This is a genomic window from Saccharospirillum mangrovi (assembly GCF_003367315.1).
GTDB lineage: Bacteria > Pseudomonadota > Gammaproteobacteria > Pseudomonadales > Natronospirillaceae > Saccharospirillum > Saccharospirillum mangrovi.
Window position 1 is genome coordinate 3,406,640 of record NZ_CP031415.1, and the last position, 16,870, is coordinate 3,423,509.

Sequence of the window (16,870 nt, forward strand, 5' to 3'; positions counted from 1 at the left end):
CTTATTAATAAATATGAAAAATAAAATTAATCAATCTATACGGCTGGGTCAAACTGCGCTGACTCAGCATCGTTCACTCAAGATCGTTCACAATAATAAGGAGTCAAGATGGCGGGTTTTGACAAGGTGGTGCACAGCTACGCCGATGCCATGGCCGGGCTCGAAGACGGCATGACATTGCTGGCCGGCGGTTTCGGTCTGTGCGGCATCCCGGAAAATCTGATTCAGGAAATCCGCCGTCGCGGCACCCGCCGCTTGACGGTGGTATCCAACAACTGCGGCGTCGATGGTTTTGGCCTCGGCGTTCTGCTCGAAGACCGCCAGATCGCGACGATGATCGCCTCTTACGTCGGTGAAAACGCTCTGTTCGAACAGCAACTGCTCGATGGCAGCTTGAAAGTTGAACTGACCCCGCAAGGCACACTGGCCGAAAAAATTCGCGCTGGCGGCGCCGGCATTCCCGCCTTTTACACCGCCACCGGCGTTGGCACGCCCGTCAGCGAAGGCAAAGAATCGCGTCAGTTCAACGGTCGTGAATACCTGATGGAAGCCGCCATTCAAGGCGATTTTGCCATCGTCAAAGGCTGGAAGGCCGACCGTTTTGGCAACGTTGTTTATCGCCACACCGCTCAGAATTTCAATCCGCTGGTGGCCGCAGCCGGCCGCATCACCGTGGTTGAGGTGGAAGAGATTGTCGACGTCGGCAGCCTGCCACCGGATCACATTCACACGCCCGGCATCTATGTCGACCGCGTGATTCAGAGCCAGTTTGAAAAACGCATCGAGAAACGAACCGTCCGCGCGCCCGCCGCTGCGGCGCTCTGATCAGTCTTCCAGGAGAGCCGCCCGATGGCACTGACTCGCGAACAAATGGCGCAACGCGTCGCCCAGGAATTACAAGACGGTTACTACGTTAACCTCGGCATTGGCATTCCCACTCTGGTCGCCAATTACATTCCCGACGGCATGGCCGTGATGATGCAATCGGAAAACGGTTTGCTGGGCATGGGTCCGTTTCCGGACGAGGCGTCGCTGGACGCCGACATGATTGACGCCGGCAAACAGACCGTTACCGCCATCCCCGGTGCGTCCATTTTTTCATCCGCCGAATCCTTTGCCATGATCCGTGGCGGCCACATCGACCTGACCGTGCTGGGCGCCTTTGAAGTGGACGTTCAAGGCAACATCGCCTCGTGGATCATTCCTGGCAAATTGGTGAAAGGCATGGGCGGCGCAATGGATCTGGTGGCCGGTGCCAGCAACATCATCGTCACCATGACGCACGCTTCCAAAAACGGCGAATCGAAATTGCTGTCGCATTGCACCTTGCCGCTGACCGGCCAGAGCTGCATCCGTCAGGTATTGACCGACCTCGCCTGGCTGGAAATTCGCGACGGCGCCTTTGTGTTAAAAGAGCGGGCGCCGGGTGTTTCGGTCGAGGAAATTCGCGAAAAAACGGCCGGAAAACTGATCATTCCCGACCAAGTTCCTGAGATGGAGTTTCACGCATGAAAGCTGTGATCATCGCTGCTGCGCGCACGCCCATCGGCCGGTTTAATGGTGCCTTGGCATCGCTCAGCGCGGTGCAGATGGGCAGCCAGTTACTGGCGGCCATGCTGGCGCGCCAACCGCAATTAACAGACGCCATCGACGAAGTGATTCTGGGCCAGGTACTGACCGCCGGTTGTGGTCAAAACCCGGCGCGCCAGACCGCGCTGAACGCTGGCTTGAGCGACAGCGTAACCGCGCTGACCATCAACAAAGTCTGTGGCTCTGGCTTAAAGGCAGTGCAGTTGGCCGCCCAGTCGGTACTCAATGGCGATGCCCGCGTTGCCATTGCTGGCGGTCAGGAAAGCATGTCTCAGGCGGCGCATCTGTTGCCGGGCAGCCGAAGCGGCAAAAAATTCGGCGACTGGAAATTGATCGACAGCATGATTGTCGATGGTCTTTGGGACGCCTTTAACGACTACCACATGGGCCAGACGGCCGAGAACATCGCGCAGCGTTGGGACATCAGCCGCGAGCAGCAAGACGCCTTCGCAGTGCGTTCGCAGCAACGCGCTCACGCGGCGCAACAGGCTGGCCGTTTTAACGATGAAATCCTGCCGCTGTCGATCGCTCACCCCAAGGCACCCGAGCAACTCATCGACCAGGATGAACAGCCCCGCCCAGACACCAACGCCGCATCACTGGCGAGCCTGCGGCCGGCCTTTCGCAGCGACGGCAGCGTGACCGCCGGCAACGCCTCGGCACTCAACGACGGTGCCGCCCTGGTGGCGATAACCACCGATGCGTACGCCAGACAAATGGGCCTGCCGATTCTCGGCGTAATCGATGCCTGCAGCAGCGCCGGTGTGGACCCGGCGCTGATGGGCACCGGCCCGATTGCCGCCACCCAAAAGGTGCTGGAAAAGGCTGGCTGGTCGCTGTCGGACATCGATCTGATTGAAGCCAACGAAGCGTTCGCTGCGCAGGCGTTGTGCGTCAGCCAGGAACTCGGTTTGCCGGACGACCGGCTGAACGTCAACGGCGGTGCCATTGCGCTGGGTCATCCGATCGGCGCATCCGGCTGTCGGATTCTGGTTACGCTGCTGCATGAACTGCAACGGCAACAACTTTCTCGTGGCCTGGCCACGTTATGCATCGGCGGCGGGATGGGAATCTCCATGCTGGTATCGCGCCCCGACATTTAAACCGGCGGGTGAATAACCCGCTTTTCATTCACTCTGTCATACAACAAATATAAAAATAGGAAAGCGTCATGACTCAACTCGTTGGACATTCATCGGCCATACAACGGTCGAGCAATTTCTTTGTCACCTTACTGCAACGCTACTTACCCGATCCGTTTCTGTTCGCCGTCATTCTGACCTTCGCCGTCTTCCTGTTGGTGATGCCCATCACCGGGCAAGGACCGATGCAGGTGGTTGACGCCTGGGCGTCCGGTTTTTGGGGCCTGTTGACGTTCTCAATGCAGATGGCGTTGGTGGTGGTCACCGGCCACGCCATGGCCAGCGCACCGGCTTTCAAAAGCAAACTGGCGATACTCGCCGGCATCGCCAAAACACCCGGCCAGGCCATCATTCTGGTGACCGTCGTCAGTGCCCTGGCATGCTGGATCAACTGGGGTTTTGGCCTGGTCGTGGGCGCCATTTTCGCGCGTGAAATTGCCGGCCGGGTGCGCAATGTCGACTACCGTTTGCTGATCGCCTCGGCCTACAGCGGCTTCCTGTTCTGGCACGCCGGTCTGTCGGGTTCGATCCCGTTGGCCCTGGCCAGTGGCTCCAACTTGCAAGCCGTTACCAACGGCGCGGTCACCGCTCCGATTCCGACTTCGGTGACGCTGTTCTCTACCATGAACTTCGCCATTCTGGCGGTCATGTTTGTCACCATTCCGCTGCTCAATCGACTGATGCATCCGGCACCGAATCAAACCGTAACGATTGATCCGGCGCTGCTGGAAAAACCGGCGGAAAAAGTGATCGACAAAACCAACATGACACCGGCAGAGCGCTTGGAAAACAGCCGACTGGTGTCGTTGCTGTTGGGCGTCATGGGTTTTGCCTACATCATTTATTACTTCATTCAGAACGGCTTCGCGCTGAACCTGAACATCGTGAATTTCATCTTCCTGTTCACGGCCGTCCTGCTGCATGGCACGCCCAGAAGTTTGCTCAATGCAGTGACGCAAGGTGCGCGCAGTTGCGCTGGTATTCTGCTGCAGTTCCCGTTCTACGCCGGCATCATGGGCATGATGACCGCAGCCGGTGCAGGCGGCATGTCGCTGGCCGGTGCCATCTCGGAACTGTTCATCTCCATTTCCAACGAAACCACTTTCCCGCTGTTCACCTTCCTCAGCGCCGGCATCGTGAATTTCTTCGTGCCGTCTGGCGGCGGTCAATGGGCCGTACAAGCACCGATCATGATGCCGGCCGGTGAAGTGCTGGGTGTGGCGCCCGCCAAAACAGCGATGGCCATTGCCTGGGGCGACGCCTGGACCAACATGATCCAGCCGTTCTGGGCATTGCCAGCACTGGCGGTTGCCGGGCTGGGCGCAAAAGACGTTATGGGCTATTGCATCATGGCGTTGCTGGGCTCTGGCATCATCATCTCCCTGGGTCTGCTGTTGTTCTAACCGCAACGCTTCTGGCCCCGCCTTGCCCGGGCACTCCGCCCGGGCAACCCACTTCTTTAACGCCCCCGCACGCGCGAGCGAGGAAAAGCCGCTGATCGGTGATAAAATTCCGCCACCCCCAGGTTGGAGCCACCGATGAACGACGTCCTCACCCAACTCAAAAACCATCGATCCATCCGCGCCTTTACCGACCAGCCAATTGACCAAAGCACGGTCGAAGAATTGATCCAGGCCGGACAAGCCGCAGCAACCTCAAGCTTTATTCAAGCCTGCACCGTGATTCAGGTCAGCAAAGGCGCACGCCGCGACCGCCTGGCAGAACTCGCCAACAACCAGGCTTATGTCAGCAACGCGCCGGTCTTTCTGGTGTTCTGCGCCGACATGCATCGCCATCAACTGGCCTGCCAGATGCACGATGCGCCGATGAAAAGTGGCTTCACCGAACAGTTCCTGACCGCCTCGGTCGATTGCGCATTGTTCGCACAGAACGTTGTGGTCGCCGCTGAAACCCAAGGGCTGGGCATTTGCTACATCGGCGCGCTGCGAAACAACCCGGCCGACGTGGCCGAGGTGCTCGAACTGCCACATCTGACGTATCCACTGTTTGGTCTGTGCCTGGGCTACCCGGACCAGAACCCGGAAGTGAAACCGCGCTTGCCGCTGTCGGTCGTGTTGAAACAGGAACGTTACAGCGACGCTGGCGACGTAGACGCACTGCGCGACTATGATGAAACCGTGCGCCAGTACTACCAGACACGCACCGGCAACCCGCGTAGCCAAAGCTGGACCGAACAGATTTCCGGCATGCTGCAAAAAGAAGCCCGGCCGCACATGCTGCCCTTCTTGCAAAGCCGCGGTTTCATCAAAGAATAACGACCACAACTTGAGGTGCCGACAACGACACCCGCTCGACGCAAATTCAGGAGACGCTGTCCATGACCGAAAGGGAACTGAGATCCAACTCTGTCACCCTCCTCGCCTGGGTCTTTATCATTCTTGCCGCACTGATGACATTAATCGGCGCGACGCAAAACGTATTGCTGCACTGGTTCTTTCCCAACATTGTCGCCCAACTGAACAACGACTTTATCGGCGCACCGCCGTTAGCCCGATTTCTGGCGGCGCACCTGAAGTGGATCATCGGCCTGTTCACTTTGTTGTCGACTTTATTGTTCGTCTCCGCTGTTGGCGTACTGCACCGTCACGACTGGGCGCGAAAACTGTTCATCAGACTGCTGATCATCGGCTTACTCTGGAAAGTGTTAAGCCTGGTCCTGATGACACTCTTTATGGCCGAACTGCCGCTGGCCCGCGCCACGCCATTCAACAACGCCATCGAAGTGGAAAACTTCCAAACGTTGATGATTGGTTTCAATGCCCTGCTCACCATCGCCATTGGCGCAGTGCTGATTCGAATCTGCCATTATCTAAGCTTGCCGAAAGTGACGGTTGAATTCGGCAGCCTGGGGGAAATTGAATCAGTAGCGAAGTACGTGCCGAAGGAAATGGACTGAAAAACGGCCAAAAAAGGAAAGCAAAATGAGCATTCAAGGCGGTTGTTTATGCGGCCAACTTCGCTACCAAATTGACGGCCCATTATTGGAAGCCGAACATTGCCATTGCTCAATGTGCCGCCGCTTTCACGGCGCCGCATTTGCCACCTATGCCGATTTTAATCCGGACGATTTTCACTGGCTGCAAGGTGAAGATCAGCTTGGCATTTACGAGCCGAACCCAGGAAAAGGCTGGGCCTTCTGCAAGAACTGCGGCTCAAGCCTTGGCATGCCGGATAGCGATGGCCGCTTGGTTAGCGTGGCCTTGGGCACGGTAGATGGCGAGCCGGGAATTCGCCCGATGGAACACAGATACGTTGGGTCGAAAGCGGTTTGGTATGAGATTACGGATGCGTTACCACAGCACGTCGGACGCGACTGAATGGCTTAACTATGAATGCAACCAAACGCATCACCATCCAACCCTTTAATGCCCGCCACCGGCAACGCTGCTATGAGATTTTTAATGAATTGGACGGCTGGTTTGGCAGTGAAGAAATCAACACCGATTACACCGAGCAGTTGAACGAGAACGACACGCTGTTGGCGTTCGTTGATGAAGGTGTGGAAGGCGTTATTTCACTGCAATGGCACTACGATACCACGGCAGAAATTTATTCGATGGCAGTCAGTCTGGCGCACCATCGTTTCGGCCTTGGCAAACAATTGCTGGCCGCTGCTGAATCGCTCGCCCGTGAACGCGGCTACAAGTTTCTGCACGTGAAAACTCTTGGAGACACCTTGCCTCACCCGGGCTATCAAAAGACGCGGGCGTTCTATGAGAATCGCGGTTTTAACAAGCTGTTTCAGACCCACGACTTGTGGGATGGCTTACCCACCCTGCTGTATGTCAAAGCGCTGGATTAACAGTGGCATTTTTCCCTTCAACAATTGTCTCAACAGTTTGAAAATGCGAGCGCCATGAGCGAACCGTCCCTGAATTATTTTCGCGCAACACTTTCGGATGCAGTGGCGCTATCAGATATTCGGGCTCATGCGATGAAACCCAGCCTTGTTGCTTTGGGTCGCTACGATGAGCAAGTCATAAGGCAGCGGCTGTTAAATAAATTCCAGCCCGACGACACCTGGAAGATTTTCTTACAAGACAATTTAGTTGGTTTCTACGTCTTGACCGATCACAGTGATCATCTTTATCTGGACCATCTGTACGTCCTACCCAGCCACCAAGGTCTGGGTATTGGACGAAACGTTATCGAACGCGTTCAGGACGATGCCAGGCGTTTACAAAAAACCATTCGTTTGGGCGCGTTAAAAGGCAGCCGCTCAAATGCGTTTTATCGTCGCCATGGTTTTCTGCCGACACACGAAGGCGAGTTTGATATCTACTATCAGTTTGATGCTGCGCAGCACGACATCGGAAACTGAGTGACTTGATTACAACCGACAAAAACTCCTCAGCCGTCCGCAAATGGTCCTAAATGCTCGCTGACGATCCACCAACGATTGTCCTCATTCACCAGCACACTGGTACCTCGCCCTCCACCGGAAGCGCGCTCGCCATCAATCACGCCTTCCCAATGAAATTCATACAGTGCAACGGCAGAAGTTTCCGCTTGATACGCCCAGTGCAGGTTAGTGATTGAATAGTGTTCGTCTTGAATGCTGAGAAAATTCTGCTCAAAGATGTCGCGAAGTTCAGCCTTGCCTTTAAAAGTTCCGTTCGCAAAAGTCACACAGGCATCGTTATGAAAAAAAGGTTCTACGTTTTTCCATTGCTGCGAACCCAGAGCCGTTTCGTATTCCTTCAATAGTAATTCCAGCGTCATCACAATCCCTTTTTTAAAACAAATGAACCTGAGCGTTAAACGCCAACACCACCCGCTGTTGCTGACCAAAATACGGCAACGCCGAATGCTTTAAATACGACGGGAAAATCACCACCTGACCGGCCACTGGCGCGACGTCCCAAAAGCCGTGGTTATCCAGATAAGCCGTGCCGGCATCCATATAATGGGCGGCGTTGTGGCGCGGGTCGTAGAAGCGGTTTACGCCGTTGCGGGTTTCAATGTTTGACTCGCCCGGCTCCAGACAATAAATACCGCACCAGGAACAGTTCGGATGCGAATGGGCGTCGTGGTAACCACCGTTTTCGGTCAGGTGATACCAGCTTTCTATAATCTCTGCCTGGGGTTCGGCATCGTCGGGCCAATGCGCCTGGTTCACGCTGGTGGCGCAGTCGAGCACTAAATCCGTCAGCACCTGTTTCAGGGTTTGTAAGTCGGCGTTGGCGCCATCGAGATAATCCAATTCGCTTTCAAACAGACCGTGTTTGGCGGTTACCGCTACCTCGCTGGCAATGGCCGTTTGCGCCTGTCGGCGATGCGCGTGAATGGCGTGCAGCACCGGCGCTTTTATCAGCTCGTGAATGGGCTGGGTGGCGATGAACAAATCGGTGGTCCAGGTGGGCCAATGTTCAATGGTGGCGGCATCGGTGATCAGTGAATCGGTCATCTTGGCTCGGTGGGCAATCGTCGGTTCGGTTGGGCGCAGTGTAGCGGCCCCGGCTGTTTTCGAACAACAAGCTTGTTGTGCGCCACAACGGCGGCTAGTCTGGGCGGAACCTTGAGGACATCCTCCGATGACACAACAAAAACGCCCCTGGGTATTACCCGTCTTGGCGCACCTCGCCTTGCTGTGCAGCCTGCCGTTCTGGATTTTGATTCTGGCGTTCAGCCCATTGGTGCTGGCCGGTTATGAATCCACACCGCCAACCTCCGCTTTTATGATGCTGGGATTATTTTGGCTGCCACCGTTGGCATCTATTGCGTTGATCGGCACGCTCTGGCATGCCCTTTATCATCGATTGGCGAAACGAGCCAACATCGTTTCTGTGGCTTTTATTGTCGTCCAGATCTGCGCCATTCTCTGGCTGCTGAAGGCGAACTAACGGCGCTGTCGTCGCGTGCTTCATCGTTGCTACAATGCCCAAAGTTCAATAACGGCAGTCGCCATTTGATTGGAGCAGCAGGGCATGCTTTCTGAATCGACCAACGCAACGGTGGAGCACAACCGCTCTCAAGCACGGGTGGGTGTGGTGCAATGGCAGATGCGTGCCGTCGAATCGGTCGATGCCATGTTGCAACAGGTCGAACATTTCGTGCGGGCGTTGGCGGGTTACCAAAGCGATTTCGTTATCTTTCCCGAATTATTTAACGCGCCCTTGATGGGCTTGACCGACCAGAGCGATCAGGTTGCCGCCATTCGTTTTCTCGGCACACACACCGAAGCCTTCAAAACCGCCATGTCGCGCCTGGCAGTCAGTTACAACATCAACATCATTGGTGGCTCAATGGTCGAAGAAGGCGACGACCAACGGCTCTATAACGTCGCTTATTTATTCCGCCGCGACGGCACCCATGAACGCCAGGCCAAGCTGCACATAACGCCACAAGAAAAACGCGATTGGTTAATTGAAGGCGGTAACGATTTGGCCGTTTTTCAAACCGATGCTGGCCGCATCGGCGTGCTGATTTGTTACGATGTTGAATTCCCTGAGCTGTCGCGCCTGTTAGCTGATGACGATATGGATATATTGTTCGTCCCGTTCTGGACCGACACCAAAAATGGCTACCTGCGCGTACGCCATTGCGCCCAGGCACGCGCCATCGAAAACGAATGTTATGTGGTCATTTGCGGCAGCGTCGGCAACTTGCCATCCATCGAAAACCTGGATACTCAGTACGCGCAATCGGCCGTATTCAGCCCATCGGATTTTGGTTTTCCGCAGGATGCCGTGCTGCACGAAACCACACCTAATTTAGAAATAATTTTTTATACAGACGTCGATTTTTCGCGGCTGAAAATTGTCCGTAATAAAGGCTCAGTCACCAACCTGAAAGACCGTCGCACCGATTTATTCAGCTTGCAGCGGCGCGGTCAAAAATAAGCCCAATTAAAATGGGCCGGCATGGTTGCCCAGCCACAACCGTTTACGCACAAGGAACAGCCCCATGTTGAAGCCAATTCTTCGCAGTGCCGTTCTGTTAATGGGTTGCAGCGCAACAGTCGCCTGGGCCGGGCCAAACCTTTATTTGCAATCAGAACGACAGCAGGAAGCTGGACTGGACCCGATTGCAATCCACCTTTTCGCAACGAAGCGAGCCCTGTGATGCTGCAAAAACTGAAGCAATTCGCCACAGCGATGAAAACCCGTCTCGTAGTGTTGTACCTGGCGGTACGCGATACCCGCACGCCCTGGTACGTGCGGGCACTGGGGTTGGGCGTCGTCGCCTACGCGCTATCGCCCATCGACCTTATTCCCGATTTCATCCCCGTCATCGGCTGGCTCGACGACTTGATTCTGGTCCCGATCGGCCTATGGCTGGTCGACCGCATGATCCCCGATCAGGTACGCCTCGAATGCACCGAACGCGCCGCCGAAGTCGGCCCGATCAGCGCCAGCAAAACTGCTGGCGTGATCATCCTGGTACTCTGGGTTGCCGCAGCGGCTTGGCTGGTGGATTTTGTTATGCGGCGGTTTTGATTCACAACGGTTCGTTCTTTTCCATTCGCTACAGCGCCCGCAAATCATGACTTATGGCCCCATCGTTCAGTATTGACTGAACGATAGCCCACCCCTACCTTTGGGCTCTCCAGAGGTATCTCATGTCAAACACCTACGACGATTTTGTGGAATTAATGGGCCTGATGAGTCAGGCCGACGGCGAGCCGCGCATTGGCGGGCGTATGTTTGGTTTGTTGCTGGTGGAAGGCCGGGCGCTGACGTTGAATGAATTTGCGCAGCGGCTGGAGATCAGCAAAGCCAGCGCCAGTACCAATGCGCGCCGGCTGGCCAGCCGCGGCGTGATTGAGCACGTCAAACACGGCAATCGCCAGGACGGTTATGCCCTGGTGCCGGATCTGTATCGGCAGATGAGCCGCACCATGACCGATCGTTTTCTGGTGCGCGCCGAAGAACTCGAAACCATGGAAACCCTGCTGCCCGAAGGCCCGTCCGGCGCTAAAGAACGCATTCGTGGTCTGGCAAAAGTGTTCCGAATTTCTGCTGAAACCGCTCGGCAAATGTTCGATCAATTGCCGGAAATGGACTGACGCTTCGGCGCCAGCAACCCTCACTTAATCAGGTAAATCACCATGTCCGACCAACATCTCGACGACAAGCCCGAGTGGGCCATGAGCCGCCGCGAAAAGCGCCGGGCCGATGCGCTCCGTCAGGGCATTAAATTGCCACGCCGCCGTTGGCCCTGGATTGTGTTGGCGGTCGTGGTCGTCGCCATCGTACTGATGATGGTGCTCGGTGGTGGCGACAAAGCAGACGACACCGCAGCGGCCGATGCCGATACATCCGTGCTGCAATTGAACCCGATAGAAGTGGGTACCGCGGCGCCAATGTTGCTGCGCCAGAGCGTTCGCGTAACCGGCACCATCAGCCCGTTGGCGACCACTCAGTTGTCTTCACGGGTGAACGCACCGGTGGCGCAAGTGCTGGTGCGCGCGGGTGATGCGGTGGCGGCGGGTGATCGTCTGGTGATTATGGAAACCGACGATCTGAACACTCAGTTGGAACAGCAACGCGCCAACGCCCGCTCCACCGAAGCCAATCTGGCGCTGGCCCGCAGCCAGTTGGCGCGTGATCGTTCGTTGGGCGAACGCGGGTTAACACCGGCGTCGTCCATTGAATCGCAACGCGCACAGGTGGCTGCGTTGGAGGCCAATCTTGATGCGCAACAATTAGCCGTGCGCGCAGCCGAACGCGCGCTGGCCGACGCCATTGTGGTCGCGCCGACGGCCGGTCGCATTGCCAGCCGTTCGGTGCAGGTCGGTCAGTACGTCTCCACCGGCACGCCTTTGATGACGCTGGTCGATCTGTCGTCAATGGAAGTGTCTGCGAACGTGCCGTTGCGTGCGATTGATCAAATCCAGCCGGGCCAGACGGCCTTGGTGCAGGTCGATGGCATCAGCGGTGAACGCTTTAACGGCACCGTCGATCGCGTTAACCCGGTGGCGGCCGATGGCACTCGCACCGCTGCGGTGTATGTGCGCGTACCCAACCCGCAGGAACGTTTGCGCGGTGGCATGTTTGCCAGCGTCGAAATTGTTGTGGCTGAACGCGCCCAGGGTTTAGCCGTGCCGGTCGATGCAGTGCGCGAAGACAACCAGGGCCAATACGTGCTGACAATTGATAACGGCGAACTGGTACGCACCGCCGTTGAAACCGGTGCGCTGTGGGAAAACGGTGCGCGTCTTGAAATCACTTCGGGGCTGTACCAGGGCGTGTCCTACATTGCCGCGCCGTTGCCAGAATTGAAGGCAGGCGACCGGGTTCGCCTGATGGAGACGAACTGATGTTTCTGACCCGAATCAGCGTCAGCCAACCCGTGTTTGCGACCATGATTATGGTCGCCATTCTGGTGTTTGGTTTTTATTCCTACCAGCGTCTGCCGATTGAGCAAATGCCGGACATCGACGTGCCGGTCATCGCTGTTGTGACTGCTTACCCTGGCGCCTCGCCCGAGGCGGTCGAGAACGACATTATTGAGCCGATCGAAGACGCGGTGAACGCCATCAACGGCATCGATTCGATCCAATCAACCGCGCGCCAGGGCCAGGCTCTGGTGGTGATTCTGTTCGACCTGGAGGTGAATTCCGACCGCGCCGCGCAAGACGTGCGCGACCGTATGGCGACGGTCACCGCCTCCTATCCGGAAGGCGCTAACGATCCGCTGATCTGGCGTTTTGATCCAGCGGCGTTTCCGATCATGTCGCTGTCGGTCAGCTCGTCCGAACTGACCACCGGCGAGCTGACCACGCTCACCGAAGACACCATTTCCCAACGTTTGTCGATCATTCAAGGCGTCGGAAACGCCACCGTTGTTGGTGGACAATCGAGCCAGATCAACGTACTGGTCGATCCGGAAAAACTGGCGGCGTTTAACGTTGGCATCGGCCAAGTAGTGGCGGCATTGAATCAGGAAAACACCAACCTGCCGGCCGGGTCGATTCGCCAGGATCGCGAAGTCACCTCCATTCAGGTGGAAGGTCGCATTCAATCGCTCGATGAGTTTTTGAAATTGATTATCGGACGTCAGGGCGGCCAGCCGGTGTACCTCGGTGACGTCGCTACCATCGTGCCGGGATTGGCGGAATTAACCAGTCTTGCGCTGCTCGACGACGATCAGGCGTTGGCCATCGACATCGTAAAAACCCAGGGCGCCAATACCGTCGAAGTGGCGGACAACGTGCGCAAGGAAATCGCCAAACTCGAACAGGAACTGGCGCGCGATGGCGTGCACATTGATGTGGTGCGCGACAACGCCAAACCCGTCGAACAATCCTTCCACACCGTTCGCAATATGATGGTGGAAGGTGCGGCGTTGGCTGTAGTGATTGTCTTCCTGTTTTTGAACTCCTGGCGCTCGACGGTGATCACCGGTCTAACCTTGCCGATCTCCATCATTGGCACCATGACCGCACTGCACTTCCTCGGTTTCACACTCAATATGATGACGTTGCTGGCGCTGTCGCTGGCGGTCGGTTTGTTGATTGACGACGCCATCGTCGTGCGTGAAAACATCATGCGCCATCTGCACATGAACAAAGGCCACAAACAGGCCGCGCTCGATGGCACGCGCGAAATTGGTCTGGCGGTACTGGCGACAACCTTGTCGATCATCGCCGTCTTCCTGCCGGTTGCCTTTATGGACGGCATTCTCGGTCGTTTCTTTTTGCAGTTTGGTGTGACGGTCTCAGTCGCGGTAGCGATTTCCATGTTCGTCGCCTTTACTCTCGATCCCATGTTGTCGAGCGTCTGGTACGACCCCTCAACCGACCCGAACGTGAAGCGCGGTTTTCTCGGTCGCGCGGTGGAAAAATTCGACAATTGGTTCGACAGATTGCGCCAACGTTATCGCAGCATACTGAAGTGGAGTTTGCGGCATCGCGTTTCCACTTTGTTGATCGCCTTCTTTGCTTTCGTCGGCAGCTTTTTCCTGGCGCCCATGGTGGGTTTTGAATTTGCACCCTCGGTTGATAACAGCGAATTCCAGGTCGATGTTGAAACGCCCGACGGTTCCAATCTCGACTACACCTCCGCCAAGGTTCGGCAGGTGAACGCCATCCTGCGACAGTTCCCGGAAGTGACCGGCACCTACACCACCATCAACGCCGGCGCCGGGTCGCAAGGCGGTGAAACCAGCGCGTCCATTCTGGTGTCGATGAGCGATCCAAATGAACGCGACCGGTCGCCGCAGGACATGACCATTCCAGTGCGCGAAGCGCTCAAGCAGGTGGCCGGTGTCGCCATTCGCGTCGGTGCCGCCGGCGGCTTTGGCGGCGGCGTCACTGCACCAGTGCAGGTGAATCTGTACGGTGACAGTTTTGTCACGCTGGATCGGTTGGCTAATGAGTTGTCCCAACGCATGGCGGACATCGATGGCATTACCGATATTGAATCCAGTTTGAACGCGGCACAGCCGATTATCGGCATTCGCATCAACCGCGAAGCGGCCAGCGATCTGGGCGTCAGCCTGCAACAAATTGGCGCCACCTTGCAGCCGTTGGTTGGTGGCACCGAAGTCGCCGACTGGACGTCACCGAGCGGCGAAAACCACACGCTGGTGGTACGACTGCCACCGGAATTGCGCAGCGATGTGGCAAGCCTGGCGCGGTTGCCGATCAGCCAGAGTGGTGCCACCGGCAGCGCCAGCGTAGTGCGTCTGGATCAGGTGGCCGACATCGTAGAATCGACCGGGCCGTCGGAAATCAGCCGCCTCGATTTGTCGCGTCAGGTCACGCTCAGCGCCAACCTCGCTGGCGTACCTTTGGGTGCAGTTACACCGCAAATCCAGGCCGCCATCGACGCCATGGCGTTGCCCAGCGGCTATCGCATTTCCATGGGCGGCGACGCCGAAGAACTGGCCGAAACTGCCGCCTCGGCGGGCCAGGCATTGTTGCTGGCCATCGTCTTTATCTATCTGGTACTGGCGTCGCAATTCGGCAGCTTCCTGCAACCCATCGCCATCATGGCGTCACTGCCGCTGGCGTTGATCGGCGTCATGGTCGGCCTTCTGGTCGGCGGTAGTACGTTGAACATTTACTCCATCATCGGCTTCATCATGCTCATGGGTCTGGTGGTTAAAAACGCCATCCTGTTGGTCGACAACGCCAACCAGGGCCGCGAGCATGGCCTGAACTTATACGATGCGCTGGTCGAAGCAGGCATGACGCGTTTCCGCCCGATTATTATGACCACCTTGGCGATGATCTTCGGCATGCTGCCACTGGCGCTGAACCTGCACGAAGGTGCCGGCCAGAATGCGCCGATGGCGCACGCGGTCATCGGCGGTCTGATCAGCTCCACCATTCTTACTCTGGTGGTGGTGCCGGTGGTGCTGACCTACATCGATCAGTTCGCCATTTTTGCGCGACGTTTCTTACCCAAGTCCGCAGAGGAACATCACGTCTGAGTTTCAATAAATAAAAAACCCGGCACAGGCCGGGTTTTTTTATGAGTCAGGCGGAAAACAATCAAACTGACGCCGACGAGTTACGACGTCTTTCGTCCGTAAAAAACATTCGAATTAACGCCACTAACGCAACGACCAAAGCCCCATTACGCAGCGTCAGCAACAGCGTTGCCAACAACGTTGGCGCCGGCCAAATGGTTTGCCCATCGCGTTGCACCGCCAAACCAACCTGCACGAAATCACGCTCGTAAGTCAGCGGATAAATCAGTACCGTCAGCACACACGCCAGCAGCCACAAACCTTGAAAGAGCCAAGCCGAACGCGACTGAAAACCGACCAACATCACCAGCGGCACCAACCACAATAAATACTGCGGTGAAAACACCTTGGCGCTGAGAATGGCCGCAAGAAGCAACAGGCAAACCAGCGTTGCCAACCGCCGCAATGATTCATCCGACTGAGCAAAAGCACCGCTGTTTACATCGCGCCATAACACCAAAGCAGCGATGCCGTAACTGGTTGCCAATGCCAGCAACAACACCAACGAACTCAAAGCCAGCAAAGTGTCCGACCAGGGCGATACTGTATTGAACGAGCCGAAATTAAACTGAACCTCGGCTGCCAGTCCGAACACCGAGTGCGCCAATAAAATAACGTTGCTGTAGATCGATTCCAATTGCACACCGCGTTCGCTGTGGTAGCCCAAAAACGCAAACAGATCGGCACCCCAGAGCAGATAAAATGGCAATACCAACAGTGCGCAAAACATCACGCACCACATTGCTGCGTGAAGTGTTTCCCGAACAACAATGCTTTGCACCGATGCATCTTGTCGTTGCGCATAAGTTTGCGCCATCGCAAACAACAGAAACACCGGCCCCAATAAAACCGGAATCACTTTGAAACAGACGCCCGCCGAGAGCCAGAACCAGGGCCATACAGAACGCCGCTGCGCAGACAACACAGCGATGAAGATTAAAGCGCCGAGCAATAAATCCAGCCGGTCGAAATACAATGTCATCAACAGCAGCGACACCAGATAAAGCGACACCAAACTGAGCCAGTTTTCCCACTCAGGCCGTTTCATTTTTTTTATTACCTTGAGTACACAGCCCAACATTAATAAATCGATGCTCAGGTACAGAAGTTTGAACCACACCAGCCAGGCTGAAAATTCGATTCCACCAGTAAACAGCTTGGCCGGGAACAACGGCAGCGTTACAAAAAGAGCGGTGAGTGGTGGGTACTCAATAGCAAAGCCGCCAGAAAACAACGAAAAATCCACTATGGAATGCAGCGTATCGACGGCGAAGCGGTAATAGAGCCGTACATCGCCCGAGTGCAGCGAGCTTTCCAAAGTAAACGCCATTAAGGCGTGCGTGACGGCGTAAAACGCTACGAATACCGCCAGTGATTTATTCCGCATGTCTGCCTGCTCTGTCCATTTTCAGGACGGCGATCATAACGGATGCACTCAGTCAGGTCTGCAACGCGTTACACCGTGCTTTGACTCAAAAAAAGGTGTCGCATCTGTCCGCTTTATTGGCTGACTTCGATCAACGTACGAGCCATTTTTCAGTCACTTTGGAAAACCGCGCAACCTCTGACTAGACTCCGGGCAATGCATTCTTCACAGAAGTGCGTGGACGTCGGGTTTTTGGATATGTTTGTTGAGTGATGTTGGTGGTCGCCCGGTGCTTGTCTGTCTGGAAACTGCCATTGCTGAAGCAGGCGAT

Annotated in this window: 17 protein-coding genes and 1 pseudogene; 15 read left to right on the forward strand and 3 right to left on the reverse strand. The window is 56.1% G+C overall.

Annotation, left to right across the window (positions count from 1 at the left end; translation table 11 throughout):
* Positions 1-108 precede the first annotated feature (108 nt).
* From DW349_RS15920 to DW349_RS15960, 9 genes are all read left to right on the forward strand, one after another.
* Positions 109-825 carry a CoA transferase subunit A gene (locus DW349_RS15920; protein WP_108124170.1) on the forward strand — a complete coding sequence of 239 codons (717 nt, stop codon included), beginning with the start codon at positions 109-111 and terminating at the stop codon, positions 823-825.
* Between the two features lie 24 nt (positions 826-849).
* Complete coding sequence (locus DW349_RS15925; protein WP_108124171.1) at positions 850-1,512, forward strand: CoA transferase subunit B; 663 nt, start codon at positions 850-852, stop codon at positions 1,510-1,512.
* A complete protein-coding gene (locus tag DW349_RS15930) occupies positions 1,509-2,693 on the forward strand; it encodes an acetyl-CoA C-acetyltransferase (RefSeq protein ID WP_108124172.1) in 1,185 nt (394 codons plus the stop codon). The genes DW349_RS15925 and DW349_RS15930 overlap by 4 nt, the downstream gene beginning before the upstream one ends.
* Before the next feature lie 68 nt (positions 2,694-2,761).
* Positions 2,762-4,135 (forward strand): short-chain fatty acid transporter, encoded by a 1,374-nt coding sequence (locus DW349_RS15935; protein ID WP_108124173.1) that lies wholly within the window; start codon positions 2,762-2,764, stop codon positions 4,133-4,135.
* A gap of 135 nt (positions 4,136-4,270) precedes the next feature.
* Positions 4,271-5,008 (forward strand): oxygen-insensitive NADPH nitroreductase, encoded by a 738-nt coding sequence (gene nfsA, locus DW349_RS15940; protein WP_108124174.1) that lies wholly within the window; start codon positions 4,271-4,273, stop codon positions 5,006-5,008.
* Positions 5,009-5,070: 62 nt separating this feature from the next.
* Positions 5,071-5,649, forward strand: coding sequence for a hypothetical protein (locus DW349_RS15945; RefSeq protein ID WP_108124175.1), 579 nt, complete (start codon positions 5,071-5,073; stop codon positions 5,647-5,649).
* A 25-nt stretch (positions 5,650-5,674) separates the two neighbouring features.
* Entirely contained in the window at positions 5,675-6,070 is a 396-nt protein-coding gene (locus DW349_RS15950) for a GFA family protein (protein WP_108124176.1), read from the forward strand.
* Between the two features lie 11 nt (positions 6,071-6,081).
* Positions 6,082-6,555 carry a GNAT family N-acetyltransferase gene (locus DW349_RS15955; protein WP_108124177.1) on the forward strand — a complete coding sequence of 158 codons (474 nt, stop codon included), beginning with the start codon at positions 6,082-6,084 and terminating at the stop codon, positions 6,553-6,555.
* Between the two features lie 54 nt (positions 6,556-6,609).
* The gene (locus tag DW349_RS15960) at positions 6,610-7,074 is read left to right on the forward strand and encodes a GNAT family N-acetyltransferase (RefSeq protein WP_108124178.1); all 465 of its coding nucleotides are present in this window, start codon (positions 6,610-6,612) and stop codon (positions 7,072-7,074) included.
* A 29-nt stretch (positions 7,075-7,103) separates the two neighbouring features.
* Here the strand turns inward: DW349_RS15960 and DW349_RS15965 are convergent, their stop codons facing one another.
* Together DW349_RS15965 and DW349_RS15970 are read right to left on the reverse strand one after the other, a co-directional pair.
* A complete protein-coding gene (locus DW349_RS15965) occupies positions 7,104-7,475 on the reverse strand; it encodes a nuclear transport factor 2 family protein (protein WP_108124179.1) in 372 nt (123 codons plus the stop codon).
* Positions 7,476-7,488: 13 nt separating this feature from the next.
* Positions 7,489-8,160, reverse strand: a complete 672-nt coding sequence (locus tag DW349_RS15970) for a putative 2OG-Fe(II) oxygenase (RefSeq protein WP_108124180.1) — start codon at positions 8,158-8,160, stop codon at positions 7,489-7,491.
* A 127-nt stretch (positions 8,161-8,287) separates the two neighbouring features.
* On the opposite strand from DW349_RS15970, the gene DW349_RS15975 reads away from it, so the two are divergent.
* The 6 genes and pseudogenes from DW349_RS15975 (at position 8,288) to DW349_RS16000 (ending at position 15,134) form a co-directional block, all read left to right on the forward strand.
* Positions 8,288-8,596 (forward strand): hypothetical protein, encoded by a 309-nt coding sequence (locus tag DW349_RS15975; RefSeq protein WP_108124181.1) that lies wholly within the window; start codon positions 8,288-8,290, stop codon positions 8,594-8,596.
* A 129-nt stretch (positions 8,597-8,725) separates the two neighbouring features.
* Positions 8,726-9,595: pseudogene (locus tag DW349_RS15980) on the forward strand (carbon-nitrogen hydrolase family protein); the annotation flags it as partial.
* A gap of 222 nt (positions 9,596-9,817) precedes the next feature.
* Positions 9,818-10,192: a YkvA family protein gene (locus DW349_RS15985; protein ID WP_108124183.1), complete on the forward strand. Its 375-nt coding sequence runs from the start codon at positions 9,818-9,820 to the stop codon at positions 10,190-10,192.
* A 122-nt stretch (positions 10,193-10,314) separates the two neighbouring features.
* Entirely contained in the window at positions 10,315-10,761 is a 447-nt protein-coding gene (locus DW349_RS15990) for a GbsR/MarR family transcriptional regulator (protein ID WP_108124184.1), read from the forward strand.
* A gap of 42 nt (positions 10,762-10,803) precedes the next feature.
* A complete protein-coding gene (locus tag DW349_RS15995) occupies positions 10,804-12,015 on the forward strand; it encodes an efflux RND transporter periplasmic adaptor subunit (RefSeq protein ID WP_108124185.1) in 1,212 nt (403 codons plus the stop codon).
* Positions 12,015-15,134, forward strand: a complete 3,120-nt coding sequence (locus DW349_RS16000; RefSeq protein WP_108124186.1) for an efflux RND transporter permease subunit — start codon at positions 12,015-12,017, stop codon at positions 15,132-15,134. Before DW349_RS15995 ends, DW349_RS16000 begins: the two co-directional genes overlap by 1 nt.
* A gap of 61 nt (positions 15,135-15,195) precedes the next feature.
* On the opposite strand, the gene DW349_RS16005 is transcribed toward DW349_RS16000, so the two are convergent.
* The gene (locus DW349_RS16005) at positions 15,196-16,560 is read right to left on the reverse strand and encodes a hypothetical protein (RefSeq protein WP_108124187.1); all 1,365 of its coding nucleotides are present in this window, start codon (positions 16,558-16,560) and stop codon (positions 15,196-15,198) included.
* Between the last annotated feature and the right edge of the window lie 310 nt (positions 16,561-16,870).